Genomic DNA, 17066 nt, shown 5'->3' on the forward strand with positions numbered 1-17066 from the left:
GTGTCCTAGCCGGCGAGCAGCGCAAGCATCTGGCGGACCGCCTCCGCCAGCGGGGCGCCGACCTCTCCGACGAGCGCGGCGACCCCGGCGGCGGCGCCGAGGGCCCGGCGGAAGGCGCCCGGCGGTGCGCCGTCGCCCTGGCGGATGGTCTCCAGGGACGCGTCGAGGACCTCGCGGTCCTCGACGGACACCTGGCCCCGGAGCGTCTCGATCGCCCGGATCACGGCCTCGTACACGGCCTGCGGGTCCGCGCCCTGCTGGTGGTACTAGATCCGGCCGACGGCTCCGTCGCCGGAGGCGTTGTAGAAGTCACGCATGCCGGCGATGTTTGTAGGTCACCATCTGCTTGGTGAAGCCGGTGAAGCCGGTGAAGCCGGTGAAGGCGGGGTCCTCGATGGCCCGCATGATGTCGCGCACGAGCTGGTGCACCTCGTCCCGGTCCAGACTGGCCAGCAGCGTGAGCGGGTTTCCCGAGGTCTCGACGACCAGCGCGTAGTACGTCCTCGTGAACAGGACGACGAGCAGCCGGACGAGGAAGGCCGCCACGAGGACGGCCGCGGTGACCCCCGCCCCCTGGGTGATGAGCTCCCGGTCGCTTCCGGACAGCTCGCCGGACTGGGCGAGGGCGAGCGCGGCGACCAGGAGCAGGCCCGTGACCAGCACGGCCTTCACGAAGTTCCCCACGGCGCGGGTCCGCGGGGGCTTGATCCTGACCGTCGTCGCCCGGGCGATGTTCTGCAGGGGATACGCCGAGGCGCCGATCCAGAGCACCCGCTTGCTGACCTCGACCCGGATGACCTTGCGTCTGGCCATGCGACTCCCCCTCGTGTGCGCCGTGGCCGTGCGTCGCGCTCAGGACGCTCGCGCATCCCGCCGGTCAGCAAGGGAAATCCACGATGACCGCCGGCGCATCGGTGCGAGGGCCTCCGCTCCGCTCCGTCGCCCCGGCGCCGGGGCCACGGCGCGAGACCGGGCGGCAAGATCACCCGCTGGTGGCGCGCCCTGTGAGGATCGCCACGAAAGGGGCAAACGATCACGTTTGGCTGCGACAGTGGGGGCGCGCGTACAGATCCAGTCAGGAGCACGTCCCTTGGCCGCAATCGCACGGTGGTGCCTCCGGCACCGTCTCGTCGTCGTTCTCCTGTGGCTCGTCGCCCTCGGCGGGACCGCCGCCGGCGCGACCCTCGCGGGCAGCGCGTACTCCAACGACTACGAGGTCCCCGGCACCGAGTCCGGCCGGGCCACCGCCCTCCTCGACCGGGGCTTCCACGGCCTCGGCGGCGACAGCGACACCATCGTCTGGCACAGCGACCGGGGCAGCGTCCGCGCCGACGCCGTCGAGGAGCGCGTCGGCGACATGCTCGACAAGGTCGCCGAGCTGCCCGGCGTCGCCGCCGTCACCTCCCCGTACGGACCCGGGGCCGCGCCCGGCCAGGTCAGCGAGGACGGGCACACCGCCTACGCCACCGTCACCTTCCACGCGCAGTCCGACGACATCCCCGAGGCCCAGGCCAAGGCCCTCGTCGACACCGCCGAGGCCGCCGCCGGCGACGGCCTCCAGGTCGAGCTCGGCGGCAGCGCCGTCGCCCTCACCGAGGCCCCCGGCGGACACCTCGCCGAGATCGTCGGCATCGCCGTCGCGGCCGTCGTCCTCTTCCTCGCCTTCGGCTCGCTCGCCGCCTCCGCGCTCCCGATAGCGACCGCGCTCGTCAGCGTCGGCATCGCGTACTCCGGGATCGTGCTCCTCGGCCATCTGATGACCGTCGCCGACTTCGCCCCCATGCTCGGGATGCTCGTCGGCCTCGGCGTCGGCATCGACTACGCCCTCTTCATCGTCACCCGGCACCGCAGGGGCCTGAAACGCGGCCTCTCCGTCGCCGAGGCCGCCGAGACAGCCGTCGCCACCACCGGCCGCGCCGTCGTCTTCGCCGGCGCCACCGTCTGCATCGCCCTGCTCGGCATGCTCATCCTGCGGCTCGGCTTCCTCAACGGCGTCGCCATCGCCGCCTCGCTCACCGTGCTCCTCACGGTCGCCGCCTCCGTCACCCTGCTGCCCGCGCTGCTCTCGTTCATCGGCACGCGGGCGCTGTCCCGGCGCGAGCGCCGGACGCTCGCCGAGCGCGGCCCGCAGCCCGAGCTGCCCACCGGCTTCGCCGCCCGCTGGTCCGCCTTCGTCGAGCGGCACCCCAAGCTCCTCGGCGCGGTCGCCGTCCTCGTCATGGGCGTCCTGGCGCTGCCGACGCTCTCGCTCCACCTCGGCACCTCCGACCAGGGCAACGGCCCGGCCACCGCCACCACCCGCAAGGCGTACGACCTGCTCGCCGACGGCTTCGGGCCGGGCGTCAACGGGCCCCTCACCCTCGTCGCCGGCCTCGACGGCGCCGACGACCGGGTCGCCCTCGACCGGCTGCCGGCCGCGCTCACCGCCACCAAGGGCGTCGCGTCCGTCTCCCCGGTCACGTACAACAGCACGGGCGACACCGCCGTCCTCACCGTCGTGCCCGACTCCTCGCCGCAGTCCAAGGCGACCAGCGAGCTCGTCGACCGGCTCCGCGACGACGTCCTCCCGACCGCCGAGGCGGGCACCTCCCTCGACGTGCACGTGGGCGGCGTCACCGCCTCGTACGACGACTTCGCCGGGATCATCGTCGGCAAGCTGCCGCTCTTCGTCGGCGTCGTCATCGCGCTCGGCTGCCTGCTGCTCCTGCTCGCCTTCCGGTCGATCGGCATCCCGCTCAAGGCCGCCGCCATGAACGTCGCCGCCGTCGCCGGCGCCTTCGGCATCGTCGTCGCGATCTTCCAGTGGGGCTGGGGGAGCGAGCTGCTCGGCCTCGGCAGCGCCGGACCGATCGAACCCTTCCTCCCCGTGATCATGGTCTCCGTCCTCTTCGGACTCTCCATGGACTACCAGGTCTTCCTGGTCAGCCGGATGTACGAGGAGTGGCTGGAGACCGGCGACAACCGCCGGGCGGTCCGGGTCGGCCTCGCCGAGACCAGCCGTGTGATCAACTCCGCCGCGGTCATCATGATCTCCGTCTTCCTGGCCTTCGTCCTCTCCGGCGACCGGGTCATCGCGATGTTCGGCGTCGCGCTCGCGGCGGCCGTCGCCCTCGACGCCTTCGTCCTGCGCACCCTCCTCGTCCCCGCGCTCATGCACCTGCTCGGCAGCGCGAACTGGTGGCTGCCGAAATGGCTCGACCGCCTGCTGCCCCGGATCAGCATCGAACCTCCCGAGTGCCGAGAGGCCGCCGACACGCGTGCGAAGATCCCCGTACAGCGTGTGACGGCTCCGGCCGCGGAGGAGAGGAACGACGATGTTCGCGATATCGCTGGGTGACGACGGCGCCGAGCTCAGGCCCCTGGAGCCCTGGCAGGCCGAGGAACTCCTCGCCCACATGGACCGGGGCCGGGACTTCATCGGCGAGCACATCGGCCTCCCCGACGTCGTCACGGACCTCGACTCCGCCCGCGCCTACCTCACCTCGTACGCCGAGAAGGCCGCGAGCGACACCGGCCGCCTCTACGGCATCTGGAGCGGGGGCACCCTCGTCGGCGGCGTCCTCTTCCGGACCTTCGACGCCGCGAACGGCACCGCCGAGGCGGGCTGCTGGCTGGAGCCCTCCGCCGCCGGCAAGGGCCTGATCACGCGCGCGTGCCGGGTCATCATCGACTGGGCGGTCGAGGAGCGCGGCATCCACCGCGTCGAATGGCTCGCCTCCACGAAGAACCTCCCGAGCATCGCCGTCGCCCGCCGCCTCGGCATGACGAAGGAGGGCGTGCTGCGGGAGAACTACCCGTACCGCGGCGTCCGCGCGGACACGGAGATCTGGGCCGTCCTCGCCCCCGAGTGGCGCGCGGCGAAGGCGTCCTGAACCCCCTCCCGAGACCCGCGGGGTCCTTCGCCGAGTCCGCGGATCCCCTCCCTGAGGCCCCCGGGGCATCGCCTAAGGCCCCCCGGGGACCCTCCTAAGGACCCCCGCGTCCCGAACATGCGGCACCCGCCCGATGTGACGGCACCCCCTGGGAAACGAAAGTAGAGGCATCGCAAGAGAGCGATACCGAAACCGAGAGACCCAGGGAGCACACGATGTTCGAGTACGAACTCCACACCATGCACCACGCCGAGCTCGTCGCCGAGGCCGCCGCCCACCGGCTCGCCCGCGAGGCCGCGGTGACCCGCAGGGGGCTGCGCCTCTTCGGTCACCGGTTCGGGGGCCACGCCACGGAGGAGCGGACGGCCGACGGCGGCCGCGGTCGTTTCGTCCGGGCCGCGTGACCCCCGTATGAGCGACGGCAAGGAAGTCTGTGCGATGCTCGGCGCCGTGGAGACCAGGTCAGTCAGCCCCGTCTTCGTCGGTCGCGCCGGCGAACTCACCGCCCTCACCGAGGCGCTCTCCCGCGCGGGCGCGGGAGAGCCCCAGGCCCTGCTCATCGGCGGCGAGGCGGGCGTCGGCAAGACCCGGCTCATCGAGGAGTTCCTCGACACGGCCCGCGACCGGGGCGCCGTCACCGCCCTCGGCGGCTGCGTCGAACTCGGCGCCGACGGCCTGCCCTTCGCACCCTTCGCCGCCGCCCTGCGCGCGCTCCACCGCCGCCTCCCCGAGGAGTTCACCGCCGCCGCCGACGGCCACGAGGGCGAACTCGCCCGCCTGCTGCCCGAACTGGGCGACCCCGGCAGCCACGAGCCCTCCGACGAGGACTCCACCGCCCGGCTCTTCGAACTGACCGTGCGCCTCCTCGAACGGCTCGCCGCCGACCGCACGACCGTGCTCGTCCTGGAGGACCTGCACTGGGCCGACGCCTCCACCCGGCACCTGCTCACCTACCTCCTGCGCACCCTGCGCCGCGGCCGGATCGTGGTCGTCGCCAGCTACCGCGCCGACGACATCCACCGCCGCCACCCGCTGCGCCCCCTCCTCGCCGAACTCGACCGGCTCCGCACCATCCGCCGCATCGAACTCTCCCGCTTCACCCGCACCGAGGTGCACCGCCAGCTCACCGGCATCCTCGCCGCCGAACCCGACCCCGGACTCGTCGAAGAGGTCTTCGAACGCTCCGACGGCAACGCCTTCTTCGTCGAGGAGCTCGTCGTCTCCCACGAGGCCGGCTGCGCCGTCGGCCAGCTCAGCGACTCCCTGCGCGACCTCCTGCTCGTCCGGGTCGAGACGCTCCCCGAAGCCGCCCAGCGCGTCGCCAGGATCGTCGCCGAGGGCGGCTCCACCGTCGAGTACGGGCTGCTCGCCGCCGTCGCCCGGCTCCCCGAGGACGAACTCATCGAGGCCCTGCGGGCCGCCGTCGGCGCCAACATCCTCCTCGCCGTCCCCGACGGCGACGGCTACCGCTTCCGCCACTCCCTCGTCCGCGAGGCCGTCAGCGACGACCTGCTGCCCGGCGAACGCTCCCGCCTCAACCGGCGCTACGCCGAGGCCCTGGAGGCCGACCCCGGACTCGTCCGCCCCCACGAGCGGACCACCCGGCTCGCCACGTACTGGTACCACGCGCACGCCCCCGAGAAGGCGCTGCCCGTCGTCCTCCGGGCCTCCGTCGAGACCCGCAAGCGCCACGCCTACGCCGAGCAGCTCAGCCTCCTCGAACGGGCCATGGAGCTGTGGGACAAGGTGCCCGCCGAGACGCGCGAGTCCCTGCGACCCATCGACTACGCCGACGCCTACCCCGCCTGCGGCTGCGACCCCGAGACCACCTCGCTGCGCTACCTCGACCTGCTCGCCGAGGCCGCCGTCGCCGCCCGGCTCAGCGGAGAGCGGGAGCGGGCCGTGAAGATCTGCCGGACGGCCCTCCGGATCCTCGACGACGTCGAGAACGACCCCCTGCGCGCCGCCTGGTTCTGGACGGAGATGTCCCGCCTCCAGTCCAACCTCGGCCGCGGCGACGGCTGGCCGGAGATCGCCCGCGCCCAGGAGCTGGTCAAGGGCCTCCCGCCGTCCGCCGTCCACGCCACCGTCCTGGTCGGCGCGGCCGGCTGGGGCATGCTCCGCAACCCCGGACCCGAGGCGCTCGCCGCGGCCGAACGCGCCGTCGAGTACGCCCGGTTCGTCAAGGCCGAGCCGATCGAGCTGAACGCCCGGATCACCCTCGGCACCATCCTCGTGTCGGCCGGAGACGCCGAGGGCGGCATCGCCGCGATGCACGAGGCGCGCGAACGGACCATCGCCCTCGGCCAGTTCCACGAGGCCACCCGCGCCCACATCAACCTCTCCTCCTCCATGGAGGCGCTCGGCCGCTCCGCCGAGGCCGTGGAGATCGCCGTGGCCGGCATCGAACTGGCCCGCTCCCGCGGGCTCGTCGACAGCGCGGGCTGGATCCGCGCCAACCTCGCCGAGTCGCTCCTCTCGCTCGGCGAATGGGACCGGAGCAAGGAGGAGGCCGAGCTGCTGCTCCGCTCCGGGGCGAGCGGCACCAAGCCGGGCGGCACGGCCCTGCTCCAGCTCGCCCACCTCGCCGTCTTCCGCGGCGAGCCGGCCAGGGCCGCCGAGCACCTCGCCGAGGCCCGCACGCGCTACGGCACCCGCGACCCGATCCCGCAGTACACCCTGCCCATGGCACAGGTCGCGATCGCCGTCGCCGCCGCCGAGGGGCGCCTCGCGGACGTACGGGAGCAGCTCGCCGCCACCGCGGAGACCGGCTTCCCGCCCGGCACCCACCGCTACGGCTGGCCGCTCGTCCTCACCGCCGTCACCGCCGAGGCCGACAACCGGGGCCTGCCCGCCGCCGAGGAGGGCCGCGCCGAGGCGCTCGACCTGGTCCGCCGCTGCGTCCGCGAGCTCGCCGCCCCGGCCCCCGTCTGGCAGGCCCACTCCCGGCAGGTCTCCGAGGAGCTCGCCCGCGCCGAGGGCCGCGAGACCGCCGCCCGCTGGGCCGAGGTCGTCGCCGCCTACGAGCCCCTCGGACGTCCCTACGAGCTGGCCCGCGCCCGCCGGCGCCTCGCGGACGCCCTGCTCGTCGAGGGCGGCCGGCGCGAGGAGGCGGCGGCCCTGCTCCGCGACGCCCACGCCACCGCCGTCCGCCTCGGTGCCCGGCCGCTCCGCGAGGACGTGGAGCTCCTCGCCGCCCGCGCCCGCCTCTCCCTCGCCCCCGAGAAGCAGGCCCCGGCCCCGGCGGAGCCCGGGGACGCCGGCTTCGGCCTGACGCCCCGGGAACAGGACGTGCTGCGGCTGGTCGCGGCCGGCCGCACCAACCGCCAGATCGCCGAGGAGCTGTTCATCTCACCGAAGACGGCCAGCGTCCACGTCTCCAACATCCTCGCCAAGCTCGGCGTCGCCGGGCGCGGCGAGGCCGCCGCCCTGGCCCACCGCCTGCACCTCCTCGACACGCCCCTCTGACCCCGTGTCCCCCCGCCCGCCGGAGACCTCCGGCGGGCGGGGGAGGCGTATCGTCACCCGGCCCGAGGCCAGGTCCACCGGGCCGCGCGCGGGATCCATGTTCCCGGGGGCTCCCGGGTCCTCCCTGGTCAGGGCCTCCCCGCGTCGCTCCTCCTCGATGTGCCCGCGTGAGGGCGCGAAGAACTCGTCCGGTCCGCCGAACACGGCCACCGCCTCCTCACCGCACCTCCAGCCGGAGGATCCGGTCGTCCCCGGGCCCGGGCGTCCCCCGGGTGTCGGTCTCGCTGGTCACCAGCCAGAGCCGGTCGCCGCCCGCCGCGAGGACCGTCCGCAGGCGCCCGTACCCACCCTTCAGGAACGCCTCGGGCTCCCCGGATCGTTCCGCCCCGGAGACCGGGATCCGCCACAGCCGCTCGCCCCTGAGCCCGGCCATCCAGATCGCGCCCCTCGCGTACGCGATCCCGCTCGGGGACGCCTCCGCGGTCGGCCACTGGGCCACCGGGTCCACGAACCCGGCCCGCCCGGCCTTGCCCTCGACCACCGGCCAGCCGTAGTCGCGCCCCGGCTCCACCAGGTTCAGCTCGTCCCAGGTGTTCTGCCCGAACTCGGCCGCCCACAGCCGGCCCTCCGGATCCCAGGCGAGCCCCTGCACGTTGCGGTGGCCGTACGAGTAGACCACCGAGCCCGGGAAGGGATTGCCCGGCGCCGGCCCGCCCTCCGGCGTCATCCGCAGGATCTTCCCGCCCAGCGACGACCGGTCCTGCGCCAGCCCGGTCCGGCCCGTCTCGCCCGTCCCCGCGTACAGCATCCCGTCCGGCCCGAACGCGATCCGTCCGCCGTTGTGCACGAAGCCCTTCGGGATGCCGGTGAGCACCGGCTCCGGCGGCCCGAGCCGGTCGCCCGCCCCGCCGCCGTACCGCATGCGCACGATGCGGTTGTCCGAGGCGGCCGTCAGATACGCGTACACCCACCCGTCCCGGACCGCGAGCCCCAGCAGCCCGCCCTCACCGCCCGGCACCACCCCGGGCACCTCGCCCAGCGAGGTCTTCGCGCCGGTCCGCCCGTCGATCCGGGTGATCGTCCGCTCGTCCCGCGAGGAGACGAGCAGATCCCCGCCGGGCAGCCGCGCCAGCCCCCACGGCGACTTCAGCCCCTCGACGAGCGTGCCCGCCACGGACACCCGGCCCGCGGTGGACGGGGACGGGGAGGCGGACGGCGACGAGGAGACCGGGGCCGGCGGGGCCGTACGCGGATCCCGTCCGGTGTCCCCCGGGGAACAGCCGGTCACCAGCACGAGCACGGCGGCGCCCCACAGGGCCTTCTGCACGACAGGACGGCGCATGGGCCGGTCCCCCTTCGACGGGTCGAGTGGTGCCCTTCTCCCCTTGATACACCGCTCGCCCCGATCGGTTCCCGACCGCCGGGGCCGTCCTCGCGGGGCCCTCAGTCCCAGGACCCGCGCGGTGCCGGGAGCGCGGCGATCTCCGTCAGGTCCTCCGCCGTCAGGCGCAGCGCGGCCGCCCGGGCGTTCTCCACGACCCACCGCTCCCGCTTCGCCCCCGGCACCGGTACGACGTGCCGCCCGAGGCCCAGGACCCACGCGAGCGCCACCTGCGCGGGCGTGACCTCCGCGCCGTGCCGCGCGGCGACCCGGCGCAACCCCGCCACGATGGGCTGGTTGGCCGCCATCATCTCGGCCGTGAACCGGGGGTGCCGGGCCCGTGGGTCGTCCCGCTCGAAGCCGCCGCCCGGGGTCAGCGTCCCGGTCAGGTAGCCGTTCCCCAGCGGCATCGCCGCCAGGAGGCCGACCCCGCGCGCCGCGCACCAGGGCAGGAGCCGCGCCAGCGCCTCCTGCGACCACACCGACAGCTCCGCCTCCACCGCCGCGACCGGGAAGACCTGCTGGATCCGCTCCAGTTGACGGATCGTTCCCTCGTGCAGATCGGCCCCGCGCCGGACCGCCCGCGCGCCGACGGCGCAGAGGCCGAGCGCCCGCACCTTGCCCGCCGACACCAGCTCGGCCATGGCGCCCCAGGTCTCCTCGACCGGCACCTCGGGATCCGCCCGGTGCAGCTGGTAGAGGTCGATCACATCGGTCTGGAGCCGCCGCAGCGAGGCGTCGCAGGCCCGGCGCACGTACCCCGGCCTGCCGTTGGCGACCACGTGCTGGTCGCCGACGAGCAGTCCGCACTTCGTCGAGACGAAGGCCTCGGAGCGCCGCTCCTTCAACACCCGCCCCACCAAAAGCTCGTTGGTGAACGGTCCGTACATGTCGGCGGTGTCGAGCAGGCTCACCCCGGCGTCGAGCGCCGCGTGCACGGTCCGCAGCGAGCGGTCCCCCCGCTGTTCCGAACGGCTGTACGCCCAGCTCATCGGCATGCACCCCAGGCCGATCGCACCCACGTCGAGCGCCGTCGCCCCGATAGTCCTGCGCTCCACCTGCCGGTACCCCTCCCTGTGCCGCCCCCCAAAGTAACCAATGGCGCGCCGGATTCTTCGCATAGCCTCCCGGTCATGAGATTCGAAGACACGACCGCTGACGTGTGGCTTCCCATTCCGGCGGACGAGATCGAGGGGCTCCCCGCGCCGGGCGGGTCGGGCCTGAACTACCGCTTCTGGGACGGCGGTCCCGACTTCCCCGCCGACCCGGCCCGCTGCGTTTTCTACGTCGTCCCGTACATGAAGGGCTCGGAGATCGCCGTACGGCCGCTGGCCGGGATGACCTCCCTCCGGGTCGTGCAGACCCTGTCCGCCGGCATCGACCACGTCACGCCGGGCATCGGCTCGCTGCGGCCCGGGGTCGCCCTCTGCAACGCGAAGGGCGTCCACGAGGCCAGCACCGCCGAGCTGACGCTCGCCCTGATCCTCGCCTCGCTGCGGGGCATCCCGGGATTCGTGCGCGGCCAGGACGCCGAGGAGTGGCGCGCCGGCTTCTACCCGGCGCTCGCCGACAAGTCCGTCCTGATCGTCGGGTACGGCTCGATCGGCGCCGCCATCGAGGACCGGCTCGCGCCCTTCGAGTGCGCGCGGGTGGCGCGCGTCGCACGCTCCGCGCGCGCCACAGAGCGCGGGCCGGTGCACGCCCTGACGGACCTGCCGGCGCTGCTGCCGGAGGCGGACGTGGTCGTGCTCTCCACTCCGCTCACGCCCGCGACCACGCACCTCGCCGACGCCGGGTTCCTGGGGCGGATGAAGGACGGCGCACTCCTGGTGAACGTCGCCCGGGGCCCGGTCGTCGACACGAACGCGCTGCTCAAGGAGGTCGAGAGCGGCAGGATCACGGCGGCGCTCGACGTCACCGACCCCGAACCGCTGCCGGCCGGGCACCCTCTGTGGCACGCTCCCGGTGTCCTGATCAGTCCCCATGTGGGAGGTTCCACTTCGGCCTTCATGCCGAGGGCGAAGCGGCTGGTCGCGGGACAGCTGCGGCGGTTCGCGGCGGGCGAGGAACTGGCCAACGTCCTCCTCACCACCGGCTGACCGGAGGATCGCGTTCGGCCGACTGGGTGGCGTGCGCCCCCGACACGCACCGCGTACGAGCCCGGTGATCGTCACGGAGAGTACTGCGGCCCTGTCCCTGAGTGACGGTCCTGGTGTATCGTCCCGTGGCGGGGGACTGCGTCGAGAACGGGCTGACGCTGGGGAGCGAAGTGACGGGTCATCAGATTCCGAGGGGGGCGACGGGTGAAGCACGGCCGGAGGACCGACGATCCGACGCGGCGACCCCGCCGCGCCTCACCGGAGGCCTCGCGCCCTCGGTGCCGGACCAGGCGACACCGCACCGACCACCCTGCGCCCCCGCGCCGCGGGGCCCCGGGCGGGACGCCGCGCCCGGAGCGGACGGCGCCACCGCCGCTGCCGCCGACGCGGACCCGGTCGACGCCCGCGCGGGCCTGCCCGGCGCTCACGCCGCTGCCGACGCCCACCCGGGCCTGCCCGACGCCCGCGCCGCTGCCGACGTCCGCCGGGACCTGCCCGACGCCCGCGCCGCCGACGCCCTTCCGGACCCGCCCGGCGCTCACGCCGTCGCCGTCGCCCACCCGGACCTGCCGGACCGCGAGCCCCGCGCGAGCGGGCGCCCCCGCGCCGTACGGGACTCCGGTCGACCGCACGACTGCGACGGACACGCCCCCGGGCGGGGCGGCGAGCCGGTCGCGCGGGCGCACGACGCGGCCGGGTGCGGCGGCGTGGCAGCGGAGGATCCCGTGAGCGCGCCCGGGGCGGTCATCACGCGCCACTCCGTCGGCGGCGGCCCCGGCCACCCGGACCCCGAGCGCCCCCGCCTCGGCGGAGCCGTCGCCCAGATCACCCTCGGACTCGTCTGCGCGGGCTACACCACCGGCGCGTCCCTCGGCTGGGGCTCCCCCCGACTGGCGCTCTTCATGGGCGACTTCGGGCTCAGCGCCGCCGCCTTCGCCGCCGCCGTCTCCTGCTTCCTCTACGGACGCGCGCGCCACGACGGCGCCCGCCCGGCCTGGCTGCTCTTCGCGTTCTCCTCCTTCATGGCGGCCGCGGGAAACGCCGTGTGGGGCTGGTACGAGGTCGTGCTCCGCACCGACGTGCCGGACTCCTCCGTCGCCGACCTCTGCTTCCTGCTCTTCGCGCCGCCCGCCATCGTGGGCCTCCTCGTCCTCGCCAAGAAGCCCGTCACCCGGGCCGGCTGGGTGTGCCTGGGGCTCGACGCCTGGCTCATCGGCGGCTCCCTGCTCACGCTCTCCTGGAGCCTCGCCCTCGCCCGCACCGCGCACTTCGAGGGCGAGTCCGTCGCCCAGGCCGCGCTGTCGCTCGCGTACCCGCTGCTCGACATCGTGCTCGTCAGCATGGTCCTCGTCCTGCACTTCCGGCGCTCGCAGGCGAACCGCTCCGCGACGAACACCGCGATCGCCGCGCTCGCCCTGACCGTGCTGTGCGACGCCCTGTTCACCTCGCCGCTGCTCCGCGAGAGCTACACCTCGGGCCAGCTCCTCGACGCCGGCTGGTTCGCCGGCTCGCTGCTGCTCGCCTACGCGCCCTGGGGCGTGCGCCGCCCGCCGGACGCCGCGGCCGCCGCGCGCGGCCCGTGGCTCCACAGCCGCCCCGTCGCCGGCTCGCTCGCCGCCCTCACCCCGTACCTCGCCGCGGCGGTCTGCACCCTCGGCATCCTCTACAACGTCGTCGAGGGACGCCGGGTCGACCGCGTCGTCGTCCTCACCGGCTGCACGGTCGTCCTCGCCCTCGTCGTACGGCAGGGCATCATGCTCCTCGACAACATCGCCCTCACCCACGAGCTGGCCCAGAAGGAGAACCACTTCAGGTCGCTCGTGCAGGGCTCCAGCGACGTCATCATGATCGCCGCGCCCACCGGGGTGCTCCGCTACGTCAGCCCGGCCGCCTCCGGCGTGTACGGACGCGACGCCGACGAGCTCATCGGTTCCGAGCTCGCCTCCCTCATCCACCCCGAGGACCTCGGCGCCGTCGTCCACGAGGTGCGGCGCTTCCTGGCCGCCTCGCCGGCCGAGGAGCCCACCACCCGGATCGAGTGCCGCTTCCGCTCGGGCCGCGGCGACTGGCTCAACGTCGAGTCGACCGTCAACCGGCACCAGGGCGGCCTGATCTTCAACAGCCGGGACGTCACCGAACGCGTCCGCCTCCAGGCCCAGTTGCAGCACAACGCCGAGCACGACCCGCTCACCGACCTGCCCAACCGGGCCCTGTTCACCCGCCGGGTCCGCCAGGCGCTCAGCGGCCGCCGCTCCTCCGACCCCGGCACCGCCGTGCTCTTCATCGACCTCGACGGCTTCAAGGCGGTCAACGACCGCCTCGGCCACCAGGCCGGGGACGACCTCCTCGTCCAGGCCGCCCGCCGCCTCCACGACTCCGTACGGGCCGGGGACACCGCGGCCCGGCTCGGCGGCGACGAGTTCGCCGCCCTCATCCTCGGCGACGGCGGCCGCGACCGGGCGGCCCGCCGGGGCCAGGTCCAGGAGATCGCCGACCGGCTCCGGCTCACCCTCTCCCAGCCCTACCGCGTCGACGGGGGCAACGAGGTGCGGGTCGCCGCCTCCATCGGCGTCGCCTTCGCCGAACCCGGCATCGAGGCCGGCGACCTGCTGCGCAACGCCGACCTGGCCATGTACCGGGCCAAGGCCGCCGGCAAGGACCGCGTCGAGCTCTACGCCCCGCAGATGCAGGCCGAGGTGGTCCGGCGGACCGAGCTGGCCGCCCGGCTGCGCACCGCCCTCCACGACGGCGAGTTCGCCCTGCTCCACCAGCCGGTCGTCGACCTCGCCACCGGCCGGATCTCCGCCGTCAGCGCCCAGGCGCGCTGGCGCTCCAGCCAGGGCATCCTCTTCACCCCGGCCGAGTACCTCCGCGTCACCGACGACGGCGAGCGCACCGCCGAGCTCGGCCGCTGGCTCCTGGAGGAGGCCGTGGAGCAGGCCGCCGAGCGGGCGGGAATCGGCCACCGTACGCCCGTCTCCGTCCGGATCTCCGCCCGGCGCCTCCTGGACCGCTCGCTGCCGCTCGGCTCGATCGAGGCGCTGCTCACCCGGCACGGGCTGCCGTCCGGCTCGCTGATCGTCGAGCTCGCCGACAGCGATCCCCGGACCTCGCTCGACGAGCTGGAGCAGCGCCTGATCACGCTGCGCCGGCTCGGGGTGCGGATCGCACTCGACGGGTTCGGCAGCGGACACATGGCGATCAACGCCCTGCGGAGACTCCCCGTGGACATACTGAAGCTGGACCGGGACCTCGTCGAAGGCGTGGTCGAGTCGGCCCGGCTCCGCAAGATCACGCGCGGGGTGCTGCGCATCGCCGACGAGCTCGGCCTGCGGACCGTCGCCGAGGGCGTCGACGTCCCGGAGCAGGTCGTCGCCCTGCGCGCGATGGGCTGCGGCCACGCCCAGGGCATGGCCTTCTCGGGCCCGCTCGACGAGTACCGCCTGCGCAGGGCCCTCGTACGGGACGAGTACCCGCTGCCCGGAGCGGTCCCCGTCCGTGTCGGAAACCGTCCCCCGATTCGCCCAAATACTGAGACGCCTGTCCCACCCACTTGACAGTGGCGAGGGCGGAGAGGGAGGGTCAGTGCCATGCGCACCCGAATTCTCGTACTTGGAAAGCGCGTCGGCTGAGGCAGGACCCCCGCAGGTCCCGCTGAGAACGCACCCGACGCGCTCCCCTCGCTTGCCTCACGGCACGAGGGGTTTTTTGTTGCACCGGCTCCCCCCAAAAACGCAGCAAAACCCCGCAAAACACCTCGCAAAAACCCTCTGCCTCGAGAAGAGATGCTGATGACCGAGCAGGCCACCGGGCACCATCCGCAGCCGCGACCCCGCAACGGCGCGACGCCCGCCACCACCGTCGAGCACGTCACGGGTGCGCAGTCCCTCATTCGTTCTCTCGAGGAAGTGGGCGCCGACACCGTCTTCGGCATCCCCGGCGGCGCGATCCTCCCGGCCTACGACCCGATGATGGACTCGCAGCGGGTGCGTCACATCCTCGTCCGCCACGAGCAGGGGGCGGGCCACGCCGCCACCGGTTACGCCCAGGCCACCGGCAAGGTCGGCGTCTGCATGGCGACCTCCGGCCCCGGCGCGACCAACCTGGTCACCCCGATCGCCGACGCGCACATGGACTCGGTCCCGCTCGTCGCGATCACCGGCCAGGTCGCCTCCAAGGCGATCGGCACGGACGCCTTCCAGGAGGCGGACATCTGCGGCATCACGATGCCGATCACCAAGCACAACTTCCTCGTCACCAAGGCCGAGGACATCCCGCGGACGATCGCGGAGGCCTTCCACATCGCCTCCACCGGCCGCCCGGGCCCGGTCCTGGTCGACATCGCCAAGGACGCGCTGCAGGCGAAGACCACCTTCAGCTGGCCACCCACCACGGACCTGCCCGGCTACCGCCCGGTCACCAAGCCGCACGCCAAGCAGATCCGCGAGGCCGCGAAGCTGATCACCGCCGCCAAGCGGCCGGTCCTGTACGTCGGCGGCGGCGTGATCAAGTCCGGCGCCACCGCCGAGCTGAAGATCCTCGCCGAGCTGACCGGCGCCCCGGTCACCACCACCCTGATGGCCCTCGGCGCCTTCCCGGACAGCCACCCGCTGCACGTCGGCATGCCGGGCATGCACGGCGCGGTCACCGCCGTCACCGCGCTGCAGAAGGCCGACCTGATCGTCGCCCTCGGCGCCCGCTTCGACGACCGCGTCACCGGCAAGCTCGACAGCTTCGCCCCGTACGCCAAGATCGTCCACGCGGACATCGACCCGGCCGAGATCGGCAAGAACCGCGCCGCCGACGTCCCGATCGTCGGTGACGCCCGCGAGGTCATCGCCGACCTGGTCCAGGCCGTCCAGGCCGAGCACAGCGAGGGCAACAAGGGCGACTACAGCGCCTGGTGGTCGGACCTGAGCCGCTGGCGCGAGACCTACCCGCTCGGCTACGACCTGCCGGAGGACGGCAGCCTCTCGCCGCAGCAGGTCATCCAGCGGATCGGTCAGCTCGCCCCCGAGGGCACGATCTTCGCCGCGGGCGTCGGCCAGCACCAGATGTGGGCCGCCCACTTCATCGACTACGAGCAGCCGGCCACCTGGCTGAACTCCGGCGGCGCCGGCACGATGGGCTACGCGGTCCCGGCCGCGATGGGCGCCAAGGCCGGCAAGCCCGACACGACGGTGTGGGCGATCGACGGCGACGGCTGCTTCCAGATGACCAACCAGGAGCTCACCACCTGCGCCCTGAACAACATCCCGATCAAGGTCGCCATCATCAACAACGGCGCCCTGGGCATGGTCCGGCAGTGGCAGACGCTCTTCTACAACCAGCGCTACTCCAACACGGTCCTGCACTCCGGCCCGGACGACATCCAGGCGAACAAGGGCACCCGCGTCCCCGACTTCGTCAAGCTGTCCGAGGCTATGGGCTGTGTCGCCCTGCGCTGTGAGGACCCGGCCGACCTGGACAAGGTCATCGCCGAGGCCAACGCGATCAACGACCGCCCGGTCGTGATCGACTTCATCGTCCACGAGGACGCCCAGGTCTGGCCGATGGTCGCCGCCGGCACCTCCAACGACGAGGTCATGGCCGCGCGGGGCGTCCGCCCCGACTTCGGCGACGGCGAAGACGACTGAGCGCGCAGAGCGAAAAGGAAGAGACCCAGACATGTCCACCAAGCACACGCTCTCCGTTCTCGTCGAGAACACGCCCGGCATCCTCGCCCGGATCGCCGCCCTGTTCTCCCGCCGCGGCTTCAACATCGACTCGCTCGCCGTGGGCGTCACCGAGCACCCCGACATCTCCCGCATCACCATCGTGGTCAATGTCGAGGACCTGCCCCTGGAGCAGGTGACCAAGCAGCTCAACAAGCTGGTCAACGTCCTGAAGATCGTCGAACTCGAGCCCAGCGCCGCGATCCAGCGCGAGCTCGTCCTGGTGAAGGTCCGCGCCGACAACGAGACCCGCTCCCAGATCGTCGAGATCGTGCAGCTGTTCCGCGCCAAGACCGTGGACGTCTCGCCCGAGGCGGTCACCATCGAGGCCACCGGTTCGAGTGACAAGCTCGACGCCATGCTCAAGATGCTGGAGCAGTTCGGCGTCAAGGAGCTCGTGCAGTCCGGCACGATCGCCATAGGGCGTGGCGCCCGGTCCATCACCGACCGGTCCCTGCGGGCCCTCGACCGCAGCGCCTGACGTCGACCGCGCGGGACCGCCGGTCCGTCCGGCGGTCCGACTGACGAGACC

At 73.5% G+C, this 17066-nt stretch carries 13 protein-coding genes; 8 read left to right on the plus strand and 5 right to left on the minus strand.

What is annotated here, in order from left to right; genetic code table 11:
- Window positions 1–5: 5 nt before the first annotated feature.
- On the minus strand, window positions 6–236 hold the full coding sequence (locus ACIGW4_RS20485; protein ID WP_399582128.1) for a hypothetical protein: 231 nt from the start codon (window positions 234–236) through the stop codon (window positions 6–8).
- Between the two features lie 73 nt (window positions 237–309).
- Window positions 310–813 carry a DUF6232 family protein gene (locus ACIGW4_RS20490; RefSeq protein ID WP_399582129.1) on the minus strand — a complete coding sequence of 168 codons (504 nt, stop codon included), beginning with the start codon at window positions 811–813 and terminating at the stop codon, window positions 310–312.
- Window positions 814–1090: 277 nt separating this feature from the next.
- Between ACIGW4_RS20490 and ACIGW4_RS20495 the strand changes: the two genes are divergently transcribed.
- From ACIGW4_RS20495 to ACIGW4_RS20510, 4 genes are all read left to right on the plus strand, one after another.
- Window positions 1091–3337 (plus strand): MMPL family transporter, encoded by a 2247-nt coding sequence (locus tag ACIGW4_RS20495; RefSeq protein ID WP_399582131.1) that lies wholly within the window; start codon window positions 1091–1093, stop codon window positions 3335–3337.
- Window positions 3315–3872, plus strand: a complete 558-nt coding sequence (locus tag ACIGW4_RS20500) for a GNAT family N-acetyltransferase (RefSeq protein ID WP_123455524.1) — start codon at window positions 3315–3317, stop codon at window positions 3870–3872. Before ACIGW4_RS20495 ends, ACIGW4_RS20500 begins: the two co-directional genes overlap by 23 nt.
- Before the next feature lie 215 nt (window positions 3873–4087).
- Window positions 4088–4276 carry a hypothetical protein gene (locus tag ACIGW4_RS20505; RefSeq protein WP_123455525.1) on the plus strand — a complete coding sequence of 63 codons (189 nt, stop codon included), beginning with the start codon at window positions 4088–4090 and terminating at the stop codon, window positions 4274–4276.
- A 7-nt stretch (window positions 4277–4283) separates the two neighbouring features.
- Window positions 4284–7340, plus strand: coding sequence for an AAA family ATPase (locus ACIGW4_RS20510; RefSeq protein ID WP_359589219.1), 3057 nt, complete (start codon window positions 4284–4286; stop codon window positions 7338–7340).
- On the opposite strand, the gene ACIGW4_RS20515 is transcribed toward ACIGW4_RS20510, so the two are convergent.
- The 3 genes from ACIGW4_RS20515 to ACIGW4_RS20525 form a co-directional block, all read right to left on the minus strand.
- Window positions 7224–7550 carry a DUF6191 domain-containing protein gene (locus ACIGW4_RS20515; protein WP_399582133.1) on the minus strand — a complete coding sequence of 109 codons (327 nt, stop codon included), beginning with the start codon at window positions 7548–7550 and terminating at the stop codon, window positions 7224–7226. The genes ACIGW4_RS20510 and ACIGW4_RS20515 overlap by 117 nt on opposite strands.
- 7 nt (window positions 7551–7557) lie before the next feature.
- Window positions 7558–8682, minus strand: a complete 1125-nt coding sequence (locus ACIGW4_RS20520; RefSeq protein WP_399582135.1) for a PQQ-dependent sugar dehydrogenase — start codon at window positions 8680–8682, stop codon at window positions 7558–7560.
- A 101-nt stretch (window positions 8683–8783) separates the two neighbouring features.
- Window positions 8784–9779: an aldo/keto reductase gene (locus ACIGW4_RS20525; RefSeq protein WP_359589217.1), complete on the minus strand. Its 996-nt coding sequence runs from the start codon at window positions 9777–9779 to the stop codon at window positions 8784–8786.
- A 75-nt stretch (window positions 9780–9854) separates the two neighbouring features.
- Here ACIGW4_RS20525 and ACIGW4_RS20530 point away from each other — a divergent pair, with 75 nt between their 5' ends.
- From ACIGW4_RS20530 to ilvN, 4 genes are all read left to right on the plus strand, one after another.
- Complete coding sequence (locus ACIGW4_RS20530) at window positions 9855–10820, plus strand: 2-hydroxyacid dehydrogenase (RefSeq protein ID WP_399582136.1); 966 nt, start codon at window positions 9855–9857, stop codon at window positions 10818–10820.
- A gap of 725 nt (window positions 10821–11545) precedes the next feature.
- Window positions 11546–14377, plus strand: coding sequence for an EAL domain-containing protein (locus tag ACIGW4_RS20535; RefSeq protein WP_123455531.1), 2832 nt, complete (start codon window positions 11546–11548; stop codon window positions 14375–14377).
- Window positions 14378–14605: 228 nt separating this feature from the next.
- Complete coding sequence (locus tag ACIGW4_RS20540; RefSeq protein WP_123455532.1) at window positions 14606–16456, plus strand: acetolactate synthase large subunit; 1851 nt, start codon at window positions 14606–14608, stop codon at window positions 16454–16456.
- Window positions 16457–16487: 31 nt separating this feature from the next.
- Complete coding sequence (ilvN, locus tag ACIGW4_RS20545) at window positions 16488–17015, plus strand: acetolactate synthase small subunit (RefSeq protein WP_030222540.1); 528 nt, start codon at window positions 16488–16490, stop codon at window positions 17013–17015.
- Window positions 17016–17066: the final 51 nt, after the last annotated feature.

Origin of the sequence: Streptomyces sp. NPDC053513 (assembly GCF_044544765.1) — a bacterium.
Classification (GTDB): domain Bacteria; phylum Actinomycetota; class Actinomycetes; order Streptomycetales; family Streptomycetaceae; genus Streptomyces; species Streptomyces litmocidini.

Coding starts and splice junctions, on each gene's coding strand:
- ACIGW4_RS20490 (WP_399582129.1), bottom strand. CDS start 813: ATGGCCAGACGCAAGGTCATCCGGGTCGAGGTCAGCAAGCGGGTGCTC.
- ACIGW4_RS20500 (WP_123455524.1), top strand. CDS start 3,315: ATGTTCGCGATATCGCTGGGTGACGACGGCGCCGAGCTCAGGCCCCTG.
- ACIGW4_RS20505 (WP_123455525.1), top strand. CDS start 4,088: ATGTTCGAGTACGAACTCCACACCATGCACCACGCCGAGCTCGTCGCC.
- ACIGW4_RS20510 (WP_359589219.1), top strand. CDS start 4,284: ATGAGCGACGGCAAGGAAGTCTGTGCGATGCTCGGCGCCGTGGAGACC.
- ACIGW4_RS20520 (WP_399582135.1), bottom strand. CDS start 8,682: ATGCGCCGTCCTGTCGTGCAGAAGGCCCTGTGGGGCGCCGCCGTGCTC.
- ACIGW4_RS20530 (WP_399582136.1), top strand. CDS start 9,855: ATGAGATTCGAAGACACGACCGCTGACGTGTGGCTTCCCATTCCGGCG.
- ACIGW4_RS20540 (WP_123455532.1), top strand. CDS start 14,606: ATGCTGATGACCGAGCAGGCCACCGGGCACCATCCGCAGCCGCGACCC.
- ilvN (WP_030222540.1), top strand. CDS start 16,488: ATGTCCACCAAGCACACGCTCTCCGTTCTCGTCGAGAACACGCCCGGC.